This window comes from Streptomyces sediminimaris (genome assembly GCF_047049295.1).
Classification (GTDB): Bacteria; Actinomycetota; Actinomycetes; order Streptomycetales; family Streptomycetaceae; genus Streptomyces; species Streptomyces sediminimaris.
In genome coordinates, this window is the sequence record NZ_JBJWOT010000001.1 from 5,832,471 (window position 1) to 5,850,005 (window position 17,535).

Below are 17,535 nucleotides of genomic sequence, written 5' to 3' on the forward strand. Positions count from 1 at the left end.
TCGAGCGCGACGGCCGATGCGGCCGCCCGCCGCCGCCCGCGACCCTGAAGCCATGCCCGTCATCGAAGTCACCGATCTGCGCAAGTCCTACGGCGGCCGGCCCGCCGTCGACGGCGTCTCCTTCGCCGTCGAGGAGGGGGAGATCTTCGGCGTCCTCGGCCCGAACGGCGCCGGCAAGACCACGACCGTCGAGTGCGTCGAGGGACTGCGCGTCCCCGACGCGGGCCGGGTCCGCGTCACCGGCCTCGACCCCGTGGCCGACCACGACCGCGTCTCCCGGGTCCTCGGCGTCCAGCTCCAGCAGAGCGAGCTGCAGCCCAAGCTCACCGTCCGCGAGGCGCTGGAGCTGTACGCCTCCTTCTACCCGCATCCACTCGACTGGGCGCCGCTCGCCGAACGCCTGGGCCTGACCACCCGGCTGAACACCCGGTTCGCCAAGCTCTCCGGCGGCCAGCGGCAGCGCCTGTTCATCGCGCTCGCGCTGATCGGCAACCCCCGGCTCGTCGTCCTGGACGAACTCACCACCGGTCTGGACCCGCGCTCGCGCCGGGACACCTGGGCGCTGATCGAGGACGTCCGGGCCGGCGGCGTGACCGTCCTGCTCGTCACCCACTTCATGGAGGAGGCGCAGCGGCTGTGCGACCGGATCGCCGTGATCGACCGGGGCAGGGTGGCCGCCCTGGACACCCCGTCCGGACTGATCCGGCGCTCGGCCGGCTCCACCGTCATCAGCTTCACCCCGTCCGCGCCGCTGGACGACCGCGACCTCGACGCGCTGCCCGCCCTCGCCTCCGTCGAGCACCGGGACGGCCGCGTCACGCTGGCCGGCACGGACGAGACGGTCAACGCCGTCATCACCCTGCTCGCCCGCCACCGCGTCACCGCCCACCAGCTCCGTGTCGTCGACGCCACGCTCGACGACGCGTTCCTCGACCTGACGAAGGCCGGCACGAAGGAGGCGACGGCATGAGCACCGCCGTACTGAAGACCGAGGTCCGCCTCTTCCGCCGGGAACCCGGCGCCGTCTTCTGGATCCTGCTCTTCCCGACCCTGCTGCTGGTGATCCTCGGCTCGATCCCGTCCTTCCGGCAGCACCAGCACGACCTCGGCGGCCTGCGCACCATCGACGCCTACGTCCCGGTGGCCGTGCTGCTCGGCCTGATCGTCGGCGGCCTGCAGTCCATGCCGCAGTCCCTGACCGGCTACCGGGAGCGCGGCATCCTGCGCCGGATGGCCACCACGCCCGTCCGCCCTGGCGCGCTGCTGTCCGCGCAGATGGTGGTGTTCGGCGCCGCCTCCCTGCTGTCGGCGCTGCTGGTGCTCGCCGTCGGACGGCTCGCCTACGGCGTACGGCTGCCGAAGCAGGGTCCCGGCTACCTCCTCGCCCTGCTGCTGGCCGTCCTGGCCGCGCTCGCCCTCGGATCGGTGGTGTCGGCGCTGTCCCGTACGACGAAGATCGCGGGTGCGATCGGGTCCGCGGTGTTCTTCCCGGCGATGTTCTGCGCGGGCGTGTGGCTGCCGGTGCAGTCGATGCCGGACGTGATGGCCCGGATCGTCGGCTGGACCCCGTTCGGGGCGGCCGCGCAGGCGCTGAACCAGGCGGCGGCGGGGCACTGGCCGGGCTGGGGGCACCTGGGCGTGCTGGTGACGTGGATCCTGCTGCTGACCGGCGCTGCCGGTCGCTGGTTCCGCTGGGAGTGAGCGGACCGTGCCGGACACTGGGGCCATGACGAAGACCGCCGCGCCACCGGAGCCCCGGGCCTCCTTCGACAGCTGGGGGCCCTACGCGCTGCTGCTCGCCGGCGTCGTCGCGGCGGTCCTTTCCGCCCGTGCGGTCGGCATGAACCGCTCCGCGGTCGTCGTCTCCGCGGCCCTCGTGACCGCGGGCGTCGTCGTGCAGGTGACGTGGGGGAGGGTGAAGCGCAGCCGGCCGGGCCCGAGCCGGACCGGGGTGTGCCTGTACCTCGTGCGCTGGGTCCTCGGGTTCACGCTGACCTGGCTCAATCCGTTCTTCGCCTTCTACGCGGTGACCGGCTACTACACCGCCGTCCGGGAGCTGCCCCGCCGGCTGGTGACGACCGGCCTGTTCCTGACCGCGATCACCATGGCCGGCAGCGAGGTGGGCGGCATGCCGCCGCACGGGCTGGTCCTGTGGACCGGATTCCTTCTCGTCCTCGGCGTCAACATGGGCATGGTGACCGTGTTCACCCGGTTCAACCAGCAGGAACAGGACCGCGCCCGCGTCCAGGCCGAGACCATCACCGAACTGAACCGCACCAACGCCGCCCTGCAGCAGGCCCTCGACGAGAACGCCGCCCTGCACGCCCAGCTCCTGGTCCAGGCCCGGGAGGCCGGGGTCGCCGACGAGCGGCGGCGGCTGGCGGCCGAGATCCACGACACCCTCGCCCAGGGCCTGACCGGGATCATCGCCCAGCTCCAGGTCGTGGTGAACACGCCAGACCGGGACCAGGCCCGCGAGCACACCGGCCGCGCCATGGAGCTGGCCCGGCACAGCCTGGGCGAGGCCCGCCGCTCCGTGCACAACCTGGCGCCGGTGGCGCTGGAGCACGACGGGCTGCCCGAGGCACTGAAGAAGACGGTCGCCGAATGGGGCGAACGGACCGGCGTACGGGCCGGGCTCACGATCACCGGCACCGCCGAAGAGCTCCACGACGAGGTCTCGGCCACCCTCCTGCGCATCGTCCAGGAGGCCCTGTCCAACGCGGCCCGGCACGCCCGCGCCACCCGCGTCGGCGTCACCCTGTCCTTCCTGGGCGAGGAGGTCATCCTCGACATCCGGGACGACGGCACCGGCTTCGACCCCCGGGCGGTGCCGGCCCGCACCAGCGCCGGCGGCTTCGGGCTCGACGGCATGCGGGCCCGCGCCGAACGCATCGCCGGCTCGCTGACCGTGGAGTCCGAACCGGGCCAGGGCACGGCGCTGTCGGCTCGCGTACCGTTGGTCCGCCATGACCAGTGACGCCCTGATCTCCCTGCTGATCGTCGACGACCATCCCGTCGTACGGGACGGCCTGCGCGGCATGTTCGACTCGGCCCCCGGGTTCGCCGTCCTCGGCGAGGCCGCGAACGGCGTGGAGGCGCTGGAGCGGGCCGCGGCCCTCGATCCCGACGTGATCCTCATGGACCTGCGCATGCCGGGCGGCGGCGGAGTCGACGCGATCAAGGAGCTCGCCCGCCGCGGCGCCCGCGCCAAGGTCCTCGTCCTGACCACGTACGACACCGACTCCGACACCCTGCCCGCGATCGAGGCGGGCGCGACGGGCTATCTGCTCAAGGACGCCCCGCGCGAGGAGCTGTTCACCGCCGTCCGCGCGGCGGCCGACGGCCGCACGGTGCTGTCCCCGGCCGTCGCCTCCCGCCTGGTCTCCGCGGTCCGCTCGCCCGGCACCTCCGGCGGCGAGCCCCTCTCGGCCCGCGAACGCGAGGTCCTCGCCCTCGTCGCCCGGGGCACCTCCAACCGGGAGATCGCCCGCGAGCTGTTCATCAGCGAGGCGACCGTGAAGACGCACCTGACGCACCTCTACACCAAGCTCGGCGTGAGCGACCGCGCGGCGGCGGTGGCGACGGCGTACCAGCGCGGGATCCTCGGCTAGCCGGTGCCCGCTGCGGCACCGGGGCGGCCCCGGCTCACGCGCCCACCTTCAGCAGCAGCACCGAGCGGGCCGGCACCGTGATCGACGTGCCCGAGCGGTGCGTCACGCCGGGCTCCTCGGCCTGGGCCTCGCGCGAGGTGTCGACGACGACCTCGTAGCGCTCCGCCCACGGCGGCCCCGGCAGCACGAAGCCCACCGGACGGTCGCCGGCGTGCAGGACGGCGAGGAAGCTGTCGTCGAGGACCGGGTCGCCGAGCTCGTCGCGGCCCGGGATGTCCCGTCCGGAGAGGTACATGCCGAGCGTGGCGGCGGGCGCGTACCAGTCCTGTTCGGTCATCTCCGTGCCGCGCGCGGTGAACCAGGCGAGGTCGCGCAGGCCGTCCGCGGAGTGCGCGCGGCCGGAGAAGAAGGCGCGGCGGCGCAGCACCGGGTGCCGGTGGCGCAGGGCGATCAGCCGGGCCGTGAGGTCGCACAGGGCCTTCCAGCCCGGCTCCTCCAGCAGCCCCCAGTCCACCCAGCTGATCTCGTTGTCCTGGCAGTAGGCGTTGTTGTTGCCGCGCTGGGTGCGCCCGAGTTCGTCGCCCGCGACCAGCATCGGCACGCCCGTCGACAGCAGCAGCGTGGTCAGCAGGTTCCTGAGCTGCCGCCGCCGCAGGCCCCGTACCCGCTCGTCCGGCGTCTCGCCCTCGGCGCCGCAGTTCCACGACCGGTTGTCGTCCGAGCCGTCCCGGTTGCCCTCACCGTTGGCCTCGTTGTGCTTGCGCTCGTAGGAGACGAGGTCGCGCAGGGTGAACCCGTCGTGCGCGGTGACGAAGTTGACCGAGGCGTACGGCCGCCGGCCGCCCCAGGCGTAGAGGTCGCTGGAGCCCGACAGCCGGTAGCCGAGATCCCGTACGTCCGGCAGCGCGCCCCGCCAGAAGTCCCGCACGGCGCCCCGGTAGCGGTCGTTCCACTCCGTCCACAGGGGCGGGAACGCGCCCACCTGGTAGCCGCCGGAGCCGACGTCCCACGGCTCGGCGATCAGCTTCACGCGCCGGAGCACCGGGTCCTGGGCGATGACCGCGAGGAACGGCGACAGCATGTCGACGTCGTGCATCGAGCGGGCCAGCGCGGCGGCCAGGTCGAAGCGGAAGCCGTCCACACCCATCTCCGTCACCCAGTAGCGCAGGGAGTCGGTGATCAGGCGGAGCACGTGCGGCTGCACGACGTGCAGGGTGTTGCCGCAGCCCGTGTAGTCGGCGTAGCGGCGCGCGTCCGACTGGAGGCGGTAGTAGCCGCGGTTGTCGATGCCCTTCAGGGACAGCGTCGGGCCCAGCTCGTTCGCCTCCGCCGTGTGGTTGTAGACCACGTCGAGGATGACCTCGATGCCGGCCGCGTGCAGCGCGCGGACCATGCGCTTGAACTCGCCGACCTGCTGGCCCGTCGTCCCGGACGCGGCGTAGGCGGCGTGCGGCGCGAAGTAGCCGACGGAGTTGTAGCCCCAGTAGTTGCGCAGGCCGCGGCGCAGCAGGTGGTCCTCGTGCGCGAACTGGTGGACGGGCAGCAGCTCCACGGCCGTGACGCCCAGCCGGACCAGGTGCTCGACGGCGGCCGGGTGCGCGAGCCCCGCGTAGGTGCCCCGCAGCTCCTCGGGGATCCCGGGGTGCAGCCGGGTGAAGCCCCTGACGTGCAGCTCGTAGATGACCGAGTCCGCCCAGGGTGTCTTCGGGCGGCGGTCGTCGGCCCAGTCGTCGTCATCGTGGACCACGACGCCCTTGGGGACGTACGGCGCCGAGTCGCGGTCGTCGCGGACGGTGTCGGCGACGTGCTGCTGCGGCCAGTCCCGCACATGCCCGTAGACCTCCGGCGGCAGCACGAAGTCGCCGTCCACCGCGCGCGCGTACGGGTCGAGCAGCAGCTTCGCCGGGTTCCAGCGGCCGCCGGTCCACGGGTCCCAGCGGCCGTGCACCCGGTATCCGTACCGCTGCCCGGGCAGCACGCCCGGCACGAAGCCGTGCCAGATCTCGTGCGTGAGCTCGGTCAGCCGCGCCCGGCTCTCCCTGCCGTGCTCGTCGAACAGGCACAGCTCCACCGACTCCGCCCCGCCCGCCCACAGCGCGAAGTTGGTGCCCGCCACCCCGTCCTGGCCGACCCGGAACCTCGCCCCGAGAGGCGTCGGCGCACCCGGCCGCACCCGCACGCCCGGCACCTTCCGGGGCGCGCCGTCGACCACGGCGGCCGGGTGCTCGCCGCCTTCGGCCCACCCCTCGGCCACCGCCTCCCGCTCGGCTGCGCTGGACACCTCTCCGCCTCCCACGGCTCGTGGCACGAACTGGAAGAAGAGCGCACGGCGTCCCGGCCGCGGCTCCCCGTCGCGTCGTCCTCCCCACTGTTCTGCCCAGAGCGTGGCCAAACGATCCGGGCCGGCCTCCGGCGGCGCTCTCACGGGGGAGCGGGGCCGCGACGGTCGCGGCCGTGTCCGCGCGGGACCGACCCGCCCGGGACGGCGCCGCGGACGTGGGGCGACGCGGCCGGGACGTTCCGCGGGCGCGCGGCGGTCCGTCGCGGCACGGCCGGGCGAGCGTCACGTTTCCCCGGGGTCACCCGGTCGTTGGGCAGCCCGTGAGGCATGGACAAGGGCGCGCACGGCGCGCGGGGACCGCGCTGGCCGCCGTACTGACATGGGCGGGACTGCTGGCCGCGGCGGCCGGCTGCACCGCGGAGCGGGCGGGGCACGGCGGCATCGGCGAGGCGTTCGGGAAGCTCCCCGCGCCCGAGGACGTCATCCGCGTCTTTCCGGACGACGGCAGCAAGGACGTCCGGCCGGGCCGCGGGCTCCTGGTGCGGGTGCCCAGCGGCCGCCTGGAGTCGGTGAAGGTCGTCAAGTCCCAGGACGCCCAGGAGTCCGCGGTGCCCGGCCGGATCTCCACGGACGGCCTGCGCTGGGAACCCCGGGAGCCCCGGCTGTCACTGGCCGCCCGGTACACGGTCGACGCGGTCGCCCTGGACGGCCACGGACACCGTTCCGCGCGGCACACGACGTTCACCACGTACGTCCCCGACGAGCGCTTCATCGGCTACGTCACCCCGGAGAACCGCTCCACGGTCGGCACCGGGATGATCGTCTCCCTGGAGTTCAACCGGGAGATCGAGCACCGCGCGGCCGTCGAGCGCGCCGTCCGGGTCAGCGCCAGGCCCGCGGTCGAGATCCGCCCGCACTGGTTCGGCAGGACCCGCCTCGACTTCCGCCCCGAGCGGTACTGGAAGCCCGGCACCCGGGTCACCGTCTCCCTCGCCCTCCGCGACGTCGAGGGGGCGCGCGGCGTCTACGGGCTGCAGCACAAGACCTTCTCCTTCACCGTCGGCCGCAGCCAGGTCTCCGTGGTGGACGCGGCGGCACACACCATGCGGGTCCGGCGGGACGGCGCGCTGCTGGCCACCGTGCCGATCACGGCCGGGGCGCCCCGGCACACCACCTACAACGGGAAGATGGTGGTGATGGAGATGCTCGAGGTCACCCGCATGAACAGCCGCACGGTCGGCTTCGGCGGCGAGTACGACATCCCGGACGTCCCGCACGCGCTGCGCCTGACCGACTCCGGCACCTTCCTGCACGGCAACTACTGGGCGCCCGACGCCCCCGGGCACGTCAACGTCAGCCACGGATGCGTGGGCCTGAGGGACGTCAAGGGCGGCAGTTCGCAGACCCCGGCCGGCTGGTTCTTCGACCGCAGCCTCGTGGGGGACGTGGTCCAGGTCGTCCACAGCAAGGACAAGAAGGTCGCCCCCGACAACGGCCTCGGAGGGTGGAACATGGGGTGGCGGGAGTGGAAGGCGGGCGGCGCGGTCAAGTGACCGGCGAGAGGGCGGGGGATGGCGCCGTGCGCGTGCGACGATGTTGCGACAGAACGGTGACCTTCAGCTGACACGATCCCCAAAACCTTGCGGTTAATATGCGCCAATGCGTGCGTGAGACGCGCCAGGGGCGCGGGCCCGACCAGGCCCGGTGAGGGGAGACGGAACATTGGACGTGCGGCCGATATCGGGGGCGTCGGTTGACGCGGGTGGACGGTGGCGCCGGGGGGTGCCCGCACTCGTATCCGGAGTGCTGCTGCTGGCCCTCACCGCGTGCGGCGGAGGCGGCTCGGGCGCCGGGTCGGCCGGCGCCGGCAAGGGCAAGGCGGCGGACGCGGCGCAGACCAAGCAGTCGCAAGCCGTGGTCACCATCAGCCCCAAGGACGGCGCGAAGTCCGTCGACACCACCGGCGCGCTCAAGGTGAGTGCGCGCAAGGGCACGCTGACCGCCGTCGAGGTCAAGGACGACAAGGGCGCGAAGATAGCCGGGAAGATATCGGACGGCGGCACCGGCTGGACGCCCACCACGCACCTGGCGGCGTCCACCAGGTACTCGGTGCACGCGGTCGCCAAGGACTCCGCGGGACGCGAGTCGGCGGAGGACTCGACCTTCACCACCCTCACTCCGCGCAACACCTTCATCGGCAACTTCACCCCCGAGGACGGCTCCACGGTGGGCGTCGGGATGCCGTTCTCCGTCCGCTTCACCCGGGGCATCACCCACCCCGAGGACGTCGAGAAGGCCATCAGCATCACGACCGAGCCGGCCGTCGACGTCGAGGGCCACTGGTTCGGCAACGACCGCCTCGACTTCCGTCCCGAGAAGTACTGGAAGTCCGGCACCAAGGTCACGGTGAAGCTGAACCTCGACGGCGTCGAGGGCCGTCCCGGCGTCTACGGCAAGCAGGCCAAGACGATCGCCTTCACCATCGGCCGCAGCCAGGTCTCGGTCGTCGACGCCAAGGCCCACGAGATGAAGGTCATGCGCGACGGCAAGGTCGTCAAGACGCTGCCCGTCACCACCGGCAAGCCGGGCTACGACACCTGGAACGGCCAGATGGTCATCAGCCAGAAGCTCCGGGTGACGCGCATGAACAGCGAGACGGTCAACCTCGGCAACGAGTACGACATCAAGGACGTCCCGGACGCGATGCGGCTGACCGACACCGGGACGTTCATCCACGGCAACTACTGGGGCGGCGGCGCCTTCGGCAACTACAACTCCAGCCACGGCTGCATCGGCCTGCGGGACATGCGCGGCGGCTACGACCGGGGGCTGCCGGCCGGCTGGTTCTACGACCACTCGATCGTCGGTGACGTGGTGGTCGTCAAGCGCTCGCACGACGCCACCGTCGCCCCGGACAACGGCCTCAACGGCTGGAACATGTCCTGGGCGAAGTGGACCTCGTAGCCTCCGGCCGCTGACGGCCCCGGTGCGAGGCCGTGGTGTCCGGGGGATTCCCCCCCCCGGATCCCCGGCCCACCGGGGCCGCCGCCGTTAGTCCCCGTTAACCTGCCCTCATGACCGTGAATCTCGAAGTCGCCGAAGGCGTCGGCACCGTCCGCCTCGACCGTCCGCCGATGAACGCGCTGGACGTCGCCACACAGGACCGGCTGAAGGAACTCGCCGAGGAGGCGGCCCGGCGCGAGGACGTGCGGGCCGTGATCGTGTACGGCGGGGAGAAGGTGTTCGCGGCGGGCGCGGACATCAAGGAGATGCAGAACATGGACCACGCGGCGATGGTTCTGCGCGCCCGCGCCCTGCAGGACTCGTTCACGGCCGTGGCCCGTATCCCCAAGCCGGTGGTGGCCGCCGTCACGGGCTACGCGCTCGGCGGCGGCTGCGAGTTGGCGCTGTGCGCGGACTACCGGATCGCGGCCGACAACGCCAAGCTGGGCCAGCCGGAGATCCTGCTGGGCCTGATCCCGGGCGCGGGCGGCACCCAGCGGCTGTCCCGTCTGGTCGGCCCGTCGAAGGCGAAGGACCTGATCTTCACCGGCCGTACGGTCAGGGCGGACGAGGCCCTGGCGCTGGGCCTGGTGGACCGCGTGGTGCCGGCCGGAGAGGTCTACGCGGCCGCGCACGAGTGGGCCGCGAAGCTGGCGCAGGGTCCGGCGATCGCCCTCCGGGCCGCCAAGGAGTCGGTCGACACCGGTCTGGAGACGGACCTCGAGACCGGACTGGCCGTCGAACGGAACTGGTTCGCAGGCCTGTTCGCGACGGAGGACCGCGAGCGCGGGATGCGCAGCTTCGTGGAGGAGGGGCCGGGCAAGGCGAAGTTCGCCTGAACCCCTTGCAATTGACACGATGTCTGATCCGGGTCCCTCGATGGGGCGGTTTATGGCAGCCTTAACGCAGCCTTAAGTCTGTCTCATCGAGGGAGGCCGTCGATTGCCATCCGCGGAGCCTTCACCGCAGGCCAGGCAGGCTGCGGACACCTCCGAACTGCCTTTGGCATATGACGGACCGACCATTCGGAATGATGTGTTCCGGGGGGCGTATTCCCCCGGAACGGCCCCGGAGGGCGCTCCGTACGGCCATGATGGGGGCATGGCGGGGCTGGAGGGCATCGAACAGCCGCGGGGACACAGCCGTGTGACGGCGGCGCGTTGGTCGCCCGCGGTCGAGGACGAACAGGCGCTCAGGGCGCTGGAGTTGTACGGGGACCCGACCGAGGCGGAGGTTCCGCTGCCGTCCCGCCCGGAGTCCGCCGCCACCGCCCGCCGGCTCACCCAGGTGATCGTCCTCAGGCACTGGCGCCTGACGCCCAAGATGACCGAGGACGCCGTCCTGCTCGTCTCCGAACTCGTCGGCAACGCCGTCCGCCACACCGGCGCCCGCACCTTCGGACTGCGCATGCGCCGCCGCCGGGGCTGGATCCGCGTCGAGGTCCGCGACCCCTCCCGGGGCCTGCCCTGCCTCATGCCGGTCCAGGAGATGGACGTCAGCGGACGGGGCCTGTTCCTGGTCGACAAGCTCTCCGACCGCTGGGGGGTCGACCTGCTGCCGCGCGGCAAGACGACCTGGTTCGAGATGAGGGTGGCGGACCGCTAGGGCGCCGGGACGGGGGCCGCGCGGCGCGACTCGGCATCTGTCCCCCGATCGTATGAATCGCCCGATTTCCCACTGATCACCCTTTTAATGGGCGGGTGACCTCGACCGACCGCCGGACGGCGCTCCGCACGGGTGCCGGGCTTCTCGCCGCGGGCGCCCTCACCGCAGGCTGCGCGCCGAACGGCGCCGTCGCGCGCCCCTCACCCCCGGCGCGCGGCGCCGCCGATCCTCCCACCGCGTCATCCGCGCCGTCCCCCCGCGGCTACCCGGGCCGGCCGGCCCAGCTCACCCACGGCCCGCGCACCCGGCCCCGAGTGGCCCTCACCTTCCACGGGCAGGGCGATCCCGGCCTGGCCCGCTCGCTGCTCACCACGGCCGAGAAGCACGGCGCGCGCCTCACCGTGCTGGCCGTCGGCAGCTGGCTCGACGCGCAACCGGAGCTGGCCCGCCGCGTCCTCGACGGCGGGCACGACCTCGGCAACCACACCCAGCGCCACCTCGCGGTGAACACCATGTCCGAGGCCGACGCCCGCACCGAGATCACCGCCTGCGCCGGCCGGCTGAAGAGGCTCACCGGTTCCATCGGCACCTGGTTCCGCCCCTCCCGGGCCCCGCTCGCCTCCCCCCTCGTCGTACGACTGGCGCGCGAGGCCGGCTATCCGCACGTGCTGTCCTACGACGTCGACTCCCTCGACTACACCAGGCCCGGCGCGGACGCCGTGGCGCGCAAGGTCCTCGGCGAGGTCCGGGGCGGTTCGGTGGTGAGCCTGCACTTCGGCTACCCGGACACGGTCGCCGCGCTCCCCGTCGTACTCCAAGAACTCGCCCATCGCGGCCTGTCCGCGGTGTCCACCACGGAGCTGTTCAGCTGATGCACCTCACCAGGCTCACCCGCACCCTGACCGCCACCACCGCCCTCGCCGCCCTCTCCGCCCTCGCCTCGTGCGCCGGTGCCCCCGGCCGGCACAAGGACGAGGCCCTGGGCAGCGGGCCCGCCGTGGCCCCGATGAAGCAGAAGGCGGCCGGGCGGGCCCTGCCCGGCATGCCGCCCCTCCTCGATCCGCACGACGTGTACGCGGCCGACCGCGCGAGCAAGCTGTCCCCGGTGGTCAGGGACTTCCCGTCCCGCGTGTACGTCCCCAACACCAACTCCAACACCGTCTCGGTCATCGACCCGGCGACGTACAAGGTCATCGAGACGATCCCGGTCGGCACCCAGCCGCAGCACGTCGTGCCGTCCTGGGACCTGAAGACGCTGTGGGTCAACAACGACAAGGGCAACACCCTCACCCCCATCGACGCGCGGACGGGCAAGGCCGGCAAGACGGTCGACGTGCACGACCCCTACAACCTCTACTTCACGCCCGACGGCAAGTACGCGATCGTCATGGCCTCCCTCGACCGCCAGCTCGTCTTCCGCGACGCGCACACCATGAAGCGGGAGAAGACCGTCCCGGTCAGCTGCTACGGTGTCAACCACGCGGACTTCTCCGCCGACGGCCGCTACTTCATCGTCTCCTGCGAGTTCAGCGGCGAACTGCTCAAGGTCGACACCGAGAAGATGAAGGTGATCGGCCAGATGAAGCTGCCCTACGACGGCGCCAAGCCGCAGGACGTGAAGCTCTCGCCCGACGGCAGCAGGTTCTACATCGCCGACATGGTGGCCAACGGCGTGTGGGTCCTGGACGGCGACAAGTTCACCCGGCCCACCCTGCTGCCCACCGGCAAGGGGGCCCACGGTCTCTACGTCAGCCGCGACTCGCGCGAGATGTACATCTCCAACCGCGGCGAGGGCAGCGTCTCCGTCTTCGACTTCACCGAGAACAAGCTCACCAAGAAGTGGCGGCTGCCCGACGGCGGCAGCCCCGACATGGGCGGCGTCTCGGCGGACGGCAAGGTGCTGTGGCTGTCGGGGCGCTACAACTCCGAGGTCTACGCCATCGACACCCGCACCGGCCGGCAGCTGGCCCGCATCAAGGTCGGCAGCGGTCCGCACGGCCTCGCGGTGTACCCCCAGCCCGGCCGCTACTCCCTCGGCCACACCGGCGTCTTCCGCTGAGCACCGCCTCCCCGCCCGGGCCGCCGGTGGCCGGGTGGGGCCGTCGCGTCGAGAATGTCGCGCGAGATCTCCGCCCGCGCTCCTTGAGTCTCCACCCACTGGAAGGCCCAGACTCGCAGACATGATCGACGACGGCACCGGACTGTTCACCATCGGGGAGCTGGCCAGGTCCACCGGTCTGACGGTCCGCACCATCCGCTACTGGTCCGACGAGGGCGTGCTCACCCCGGTGACCCGCTCCACGGGCGGCTACCGGCTCTACGACGCCGCGTCCGCCGCCCGTCTGGAGCTCGTCCGCACACTGCGCGAACTGGGTCTCGGCCTGGACGACCTGCGCCGGGTGCTGGCCGGGGAGCGGACGGTGGCGGAGGTCGCGGCGGCGCACGTGGCGGCGCTGGACGCGCAGATCAGCACGCTGAGGGTGACCCGTGCGGTGCTGTCGTCCGTGGCGCGACGCGGTTCGACCGCGGAGGAGATGACCCTGATGAACAAACTGGCGCGGCTGTCGGCCGCCGAGCGCAGGCGGATCATGGAGGAGTTCGTGGAGGAGATGTTCCACGGGCTGGACCTGGTCGACCCGGACATCCGCGAACGGATGCGGAACACCGCGGTGAACCTGCCGGACGACCCGACGCCCGAACAGGTCGACGCCTGGGTGGAGCTGGCGGAGATGGTGCAGGACCCGGAGTTCCGGGCGCAGATGCGCAGGGCGGCCGAGTTCAACCACGCCGACCGGGGGCAGGACACACCCGCCGGGGCGTCCATGTGGTTCGCCAAACGCGTGGTGGAACTGGTGGGGCAGGCGCGGGAGGGGGGGATCGCGCCCGGGTCGCCGCAGGCCGAGGAGGTGCTGCGGCAGCTGCTCGGCGAGGCCGACCGGGCCGCCGTCCTGGAGCGCGTCACGGCCTCCCACAATGTCCGCATCGCGCGCTGGCGCGCCCTGCTGGGCGTGCTGAAGGGGACGCCGGTGCGGGCCTACGAGGAGGAGTTCGCGTGGGTGGTCGCCGCACTGGAGGCGCACCCGGGCCGTTAGTCTGACCAGCGTCAGTACGCCGTAACGGCAGAGAAACACGAACAAGAGGGGCGGATCGGTGGCCGACATCGAAGCAGCACGCAAGGAGTTCCAGCGGATCGACACCGACGGCGACGGGTTCATCACGGCCGCCGAGTTCAAGACCGCCCTCGCCCAGGGGGGCGACTGGAACGTCACCGAGTCCGTCGCCGAGGCGATCATCAGGACCCGTGACCTCAACGGCGACAAGGTCCTGTCGTTCGACGAGTTCTGGGTGTACCTGAACAAGTAGGACGTGAGAAGGGGGTGCCCGTCCGCCGGCCGGACGGGCGCCCCCTTCGTCGTGCCCGGCGCCGGATCCGCAGCTCCGGCGGCCCGCTCGCGCCGAGGATCCCCCCTCCGGGGGGTTGAGGAGTCCGCGCGGGGGGGCACTCCGGCGGGCACGGCGGTCATCGGGTCGGCGCGGCCGCCGGAATAGCGCGAAGGCCCGCGAGGTTGACACCGCCCAAGACGTATGCGCGTGCATCCATCGCGGGGCACCCCTCACGAAAGGCCTGTCATGAAGATCGGCATCATCGGCGCGGGCAACATCGGCGGCAACCTCACCCGGCGGCTCACCGCCCTCGGCCACGACGTCTCCGTCGCCAACTCCCGCGGCCCCCACACCCTCACGGCGCTGGCCGAGGAGACCGGCGCGCGGCCCGTACCCGTCGAGGAGGCGGCCCGCGGTGCGCAGGTCGTCGTCGTCACGGTTCCCGTGAAGGCGCTCCCCGACCTCCCGTCCGGCCTGCTGGACGGGGCGGCGGACGGCGTCGCGGTCATCGACACCGGCAACTACTACCCCCAGCGCGACGGCAGGATCGCGGCGATCGAGGACGAGGGCCTCACCGAGAGCCGCTACGCGGAACGCGAACTCGGCCACCCCGTGATCAAGGCGTTCAACGAGACCTACGCCCAGGACCTGCTCGACCGCTCCCGCCCGGCCGGTGCCCCCGACCGCATGGCGCTGCCGGTCGCGGGCGACGACGCGGACGCCAAGCGGAAGGTGCGGGACCTGATCGACGAGCTCGGCTTCGACACCGTCGACGCGGGCGGCCTCGACGACTCCTGGCGCCAGCAGCCCGGCACACCCGTGTACGGCATGCGGGCGGACGCCGAGGCGGTCACCAAGGCGCTGGGCGAGGCGTCCCCGGAACGGCCCGCGGACTTCCGGGGATAAGAGCCGCGCGCTCGCGCGCTCGCGCTCCGGACGGCGAGGTTCAGACGACCTCGAGGGGACGGTGCGGCCCGTCCGGCAGTTCGGCCTCCACCGGATCGCCGGGCCGCACCACTCCACCGGTCACGACCACGCTCATGATCCCGGCCCTGCGCCGGACGGTGCCGTCGGCGTCGCGCCCCACGACCCTCTTCAGCAGCCCCTGCCGGAAGCCGTCGATCTGCGGACAGGGGTTGCGCAGGCCCGTGACCTCGACCACGGCGTCCTCCCCGAGGCGCAGCAGCGTCCCGGCGGGCAGGCCCAGCAGGTCGATCCCGCGCGTGGTGACGTTCTCCCCGAGCTGTCCGGGGGCCACCTCGAACCCGGCCGCCCGCACCTCGTCGAACAACTCCTCGTGGATGAGGTGCACCTGGCGCAGATTCGGCTGCGAGGGGTCCCTGCGCATCCGGCTGCGGTGCTTCACCGTCGTACCGGCGTGGACGTCCCCCTCCACTCCGAGTCCCGCGAGCAGGGTGATGCTCTCCCGGTTCGGCTTGGTGAACGCGTACACCCCGTTGCTGCTGACCGCACTGACCGCCCCGCCCATGACGCCCCCACCGCCGTAGGATCCCTTTCTCCATGACCCTATACGGACCCTGTACGGCGGTGTGATCGTCAGGCGCCGGACGCCCACTTCCTCAGCGCCGCCTTGTCGGCGAAGTGCGCGACGTCCTTGTCGTGCGGCTCGCTCGTGTACTGGTGGAAGCGCCACGCGGCCTTGATGCGGGGCTTGCCCGCCGTGACGTAGTCGGCGATCCACAGCCCGTCACCCGCGTACGAGGTCGTGTCGACGTGGAGCCAGTAGTCCCGGTTCGTGTAGAGGATCACCCGGTTGTGCGGGCGCAGTTCCTTGAGCTTGCGGATGAACTGGTCCTTCTCCGCGTTGCTCGCGTGCGTGCCCTCGCTGGTCCGTTCCCAGTCGACGGCGAGGATGTCGCCCGCCCTCTCCGGAGCGTGCTTCACGAAGTACTCGGCCTGGGCCTGGAGATGACCCGGCCAGAGGAAGTGGTAGAAGCCCACGACGAGTCCGGCGTCACGGCCGTGCTTGGTCTGGGCGGCGAGTCTGGGGTTGACGTACGAACGGCCCTCCGTCGCCTTGACGAAGGCGAAGGAGAGGCCGTCGGTGCCGTACGAGGAGGACTGGTACGCGCTGACGTCGATGCCACGGAGCATGTGGGGACTCCCTGAAATGCCGGTGGGGGGACAGGGGTTGATATACCCCTCACCTTGGCATTCCCCTCATCCCGGCACGGGTGATCCCGTCCGGACGCCGAAACGGCAGCCGGACGTCAGCACTCGATGATGTTCACCGCGAGCCCGCCCCGCGCCGTCTCCTTGTACTTCACCGACATGTCGGCGCCGGTGTCCTTCATCGTCTTGATGACCTTGTCCAGGGACACCTTGTGCGAGCCGTCGCCGCGCATCGCCATCCGCGCGGCGGTGACCGCCTTGACCGCGGCCATGCCGTTGCGTTCGATGCACGGGATCTGCACCAGGCCGCCGACCGGGTCGCAGGTCAGGCCGAGGTTGTGCTCCATGCCGATCTCGGCGGCGTTCTCCACCTGTTCGGGGCTGCCGCCCAGCACCTCGGCGAGCGCGCCGGCGGCCATCGAGCAGGCCGAGCCGACCTCGCCCTGGCAGCCGACCTCGGCGCCGGAGATGGAGGCGTTCTCCTTGAACAGCATGCCGATCGCGCCCGCGGCGAGCAGGAAGCGGACCACTCCCTCCTCGTCGGCGCCCGGCACGAAGTCGATGTAGTAGTGCAGCACCGCCGGGATGATGCCCGCCGCGCCGTTGGTGGGCGCGGTGACCACCCGGCCGCCCGCCGCGTTCTCCTCGTTCACCGCCATCGCGTAGAGCGTGATCCACTCCATGGCGCGCGCCACCGGGTCGCCCTCGGCGCGCAGCTGGCGCGCGGAGACGGCGGCCCGGCGCCGTACCTTCAGGCCGCCCGGCAGGATGCCCTCGCGCGCCATCCCGCGGGTCACGCACGCCCGCATCACCCGCCAGATCTCCAGCAGCCCGGCGCGGATCTCCTCCTCGGTGCGCCAGGCGCGCTCGTTCTCCAGCATCAGAGCGGAGATCGACAGACCCGTGTCCCGGGTCAGACGCAGCAGTTCGTCGCCGGTGCGGAAGGGGTACTTCAGCACCGTGTCGTCGAGCTTGATCCGGTCCGCGCCGACCGCGTCCTCGTCCACGACGAAACCGCCGCCGACGGAGTAGTACGTCTTGGACAGCAGCTCCGCGCCGTCCGCGTCGTACGCCCACAGCGTCATGCCGTTGGCGTGGTAGGGAAGCGCCTTGCGGCGGTGCAGCTTGAGGTCGTCGTCGAACGAGAACGGGATCTCGTGCTCACCGAGCAGCCGGATGCGCCGCTCCGCCTTGATCTGCCCGATCCGGTCGTCGGCACCCTCCACGTCCACCGTGCGCGGCGAGGCGCCCTCGAGACCGAGCAGCACCGCCTTCGGGGTGCCGTGGCCGTGGCCGGTCGCCCCCAGGGAGCCGTAGAGCTCGGCGCGTACCGACGCGACCGAGCCCAGCAGCTCCTCGTTGCGCAGCCTGCGGGCGAACATGCGGGCCGCGCGCATCGGGCCCACCGTGTGGGAACTGGACGGGCCTATGCCGATCGAGAACAGATCGAACACCGAGATGGCCACGGGAACCTCCAAAGAGGGCGGGGGCACACGTCGTCGGGTGCCCCCGCCA

At 72.0% G+C, this 17,535-nt stretch carries 17 protein-coding genes; 13 read left to right on the plus strand and 4 right to left on the minus strand.

Annotated features, from left to right (window positions below):
* The first annotated feature begins 52 nt into the window (after positions 1-52).
* From ACJ9NR_RS27165 to ACJ9NR_RS27180, 4 genes are read left to right on the plus strand one after another with little or no spacing between them, the layout of a single operon-like run.
* Positions 53-970, plus strand: a complete 918-nt coding sequence (locus ACJ9NR_RS27165; RefSeq protein WP_412492337.1) for an ABC transporter ATP-binding protein — start codon at positions 53-55, stop codon at positions 968-970.
* Entirely contained in the window at positions 967-1,701 is a 735-nt protein-coding gene (locus ACJ9NR_RS27170) for an ABC transporter permease (RefSeq protein WP_412492336.1), read from the plus strand. The genes ACJ9NR_RS27165 and ACJ9NR_RS27170 overlap by 4 nt, the downstream gene beginning before the upstream one ends.
* Before the next feature lie 25 nt (positions 1,702-1,726).
* Entirely contained in the window at positions 1,727-2,980 is a 1,254-nt protein-coding gene (locus ACJ9NR_RS27175) for a sensor histidine kinase (RefSeq protein WP_412492335.1), read from the plus strand.
* Positions 2,970-3,614 (plus strand): response regulator, encoded by a 645-nt coding sequence (locus ACJ9NR_RS27180; RefSeq protein WP_412492334.1) that lies wholly within the window; start codon positions 2,970-2,972, stop codon positions 3,612-3,614. Before ACJ9NR_RS27175 ends, ACJ9NR_RS27180 begins: the two co-directional genes overlap by 11 nt.
* 34 nt (positions 3,615-3,648) lie before the next feature.
* On the opposite strand, the gene glgX is transcribed toward ACJ9NR_RS27180, so the two are convergent.
* Entirely contained in the window at positions 3,649-5,895 is a 2,247-nt protein-coding gene (gene glgX, locus ACJ9NR_RS27185; RefSeq protein WP_412492333.1) for a glycogen debranching protein GlgX, read from the minus strand.
* A 320-nt stretch (positions 5,896-6,215) separates the two neighbouring features.
* Between glgX and ACJ9NR_RS27190 the strand changes: the two genes are divergently transcribed.
* From ACJ9NR_RS27190 to ACJ9NR_RS27230, 9 genes are all read left to right on the plus strand, one after another.
* Entirely contained in the window at positions 6,216-7,448 is a 1,233-nt protein-coding gene (locus ACJ9NR_RS27190; protein WP_412492332.1) for a L,D-transpeptidase, read from the plus strand.
* 169 nt (positions 7,449-7,617) lie between these two features.
* Positions 7,618-8,859 carry a L,D-transpeptidase gene (locus tag ACJ9NR_RS27195; RefSeq protein ID WP_412492331.1) on the plus strand — a complete coding sequence of 414 codons (1,242 nt, stop codon included), beginning with the start codon at positions 7,618-7,620 and terminating at the stop codon, positions 8,857-8,859.
* A 110-nt stretch (positions 8,860-8,969) separates the two neighbouring features.
* Entirely contained in the window at positions 8,970-9,737 is a 768-nt protein-coding gene (locus tag ACJ9NR_RS27200) for an enoyl-CoA hydratase/isomerase family protein (protein WP_412492330.1), read from the plus strand.
* Between the two features lie 262 nt (positions 9,738-9,999).
* Positions 10,000-10,503 (plus strand): ATP-binding protein, encoded by a 504-nt coding sequence (locus ACJ9NR_RS27205; RefSeq protein ID WP_412492329.1) that lies wholly within the window; start codon positions 10,000-10,002, stop codon positions 10,501-10,503.
* Positions 10,504-10,598: 95 nt separating this feature from the next.
* Positions 10,599-11,375 (plus strand): polysaccharide deacetylase family protein, encoded by a 777-nt coding sequence (locus ACJ9NR_RS27210; protein ID WP_412492328.1) that lies wholly within the window; start codon positions 10,599-10,601, stop codon positions 11,373-11,375.
* A complete protein-coding gene (locus ACJ9NR_RS27215) occupies positions 11,375-12,562 on the plus strand; it encodes a YncE family protein (protein ID WP_412492327.1) in 1,188 nt (395 codons plus the stop codon). Before ACJ9NR_RS27210 ends, ACJ9NR_RS27215 begins: the two co-directional genes overlap by 1 nt.
* A gap of 121 nt (positions 12,563-12,683) precedes the next feature.
* Positions 12,684-13,595: a MerR family transcriptional regulator gene (locus tag ACJ9NR_RS27220; RefSeq protein WP_412492326.1), complete on the plus strand. Its 912-nt coding sequence runs from the start codon at positions 12,684-12,686 to the stop codon at positions 13,593-13,595.
* A 58-nt stretch (positions 13,596-13,653) separates the two neighbouring features.
* The gene (locus ACJ9NR_RS27225) at positions 13,654-13,866 is read left to right on the plus strand and encodes an EF-hand domain-containing protein (RefSeq protein ID WP_412492325.1); all 213 of its coding nucleotides are present in this window, start codon (positions 13,654-13,656) and stop codon (positions 13,864-13,866) included.
* A gap of 267 nt (positions 13,867-14,133) precedes the next feature.
* On the plus strand, positions 14,134-14,793 hold the full coding sequence (locus ACJ9NR_RS27230) for an NADPH-dependent F420 reductase (RefSeq protein WP_412492324.1): 660 nt from the start codon (positions 14,134-14,136) through the stop codon (positions 14,791-14,793).
* A 40-nt stretch (positions 14,794-14,833) separates the two neighbouring features.
* Here the strand turns inward: ACJ9NR_RS27230 and ACJ9NR_RS27235 are convergent, their stop codons facing one another.
* From ACJ9NR_RS27235 to ACJ9NR_RS27245, 3 genes are all read right to left on the minus strand, one after another.
* On the minus strand, positions 14,834-15,376 hold the full coding sequence (locus tag ACJ9NR_RS27235; protein ID WP_412492323.1) for an MOSC domain-containing protein: 543 nt from the start codon (positions 15,374-15,376) through the stop codon (positions 14,834-14,836).
* 68 nt (positions 15,377-15,444) lie between these two features.
* The gene (locus ACJ9NR_RS27240) at positions 15,445-16,002 is read right to left on the minus strand and encodes a GH25 family lysozyme (RefSeq protein WP_412492322.1); all 558 of its coding nucleotides are present in this window, start codon (positions 16,000-16,002) and stop codon (positions 15,445-15,447) included.
* Between the two features lie 116 nt (positions 16,003-16,118).
* A complete protein-coding gene (locus tag ACJ9NR_RS27245) occupies positions 16,119-17,486 on the minus strand; it encodes an L-serine ammonia-lyase (protein WP_412492321.1) in 1,368 nt (455 codons plus the stop codon).
* Positions 17,487-17,535 lie beyond the last annotated feature (49 nt).

What these genes read in the sequence shown, in the direction of transcription:
- ACJ9NR_RS27220 (WP_412492326.1), top strand. Translation starts at nt 12,684, where the DNA reads ATGATCGACGACGGCACCGGACTGTTCACCATCGGGGAGCTGGCCAGG.
- ACJ9NR_RS27205 (WP_412492329.1), top strand. Translation starts at nt 10,000, where the DNA reads ATGGCGGGGCTGGAGGGCATCGAACAGCCGCGGGGACACAGCCGTGTG.
- ACJ9NR_RS27240 (WP_412492322.1), bottom strand. Translation starts at nt 16,002, where the DNA reads ATGCTCCGTGGCATCGACGTCAGCGCGTACCAGTCCTCCTCGTACGGC.
- ACJ9NR_RS27230 (WP_412492324.1), top strand. Translation starts at nt 14,134, where the DNA reads ATGAAGATCGGCATCATCGGCGCGGGCAACATCGGCGGCAACCTCACC.
- ACJ9NR_RS27180 (WP_412492334.1), top strand. Translation starts at nt 2,970, where the DNA reads ATGACCAGTGACGCCCTGATCTCCCTGCTGATCGTCGACGACCATCCC.
- ACJ9NR_RS27215 (WP_412492327.1), top strand. Translation starts at nt 11,375, where the DNA reads ATGCACCTCACCAGGCTCACCCGCACCCTGACCGCCACCACCGCCCTC.
- ACJ9NR_RS27235 (WP_412492323.1), bottom strand. Translation starts at nt 15,376, where the DNA reads ATGGGCGGGGCGGTCAGTGCGGTCAGCAGCAACGGGGTGTACGCGTTC.
- ACJ9NR_RS27170 (WP_412492336.1), top strand. Translation starts at nt 967, where the DNA reads ATGAGCACCGCCGTACTGAAGACCGAGGTCCGCCTCTTCCGCCGGGAA.
- ACJ9NR_RS27200 (WP_412492330.1), top strand. Translation starts at nt 8,970, where the DNA reads ATGACCGTGAATCTCGAAGTCGCCGAAGGCGTCGGCACCGTCCGCCTC.
- ACJ9NR_RS27175 (WP_412492335.1), top strand. Translation starts at nt 1,727, where the DNA reads ATGACGAAGACCGCCGCGCCACCGGAGCCCCGGGCCTCCTTCGACAGC.
- ACJ9NR_RS27165 (WP_412492337.1), top strand. Translation starts at nt 53, where the DNA reads ATGCCCGTCATCGAAGTCACCGATCTGCGCAAGTCCTACGGCGGCCGG.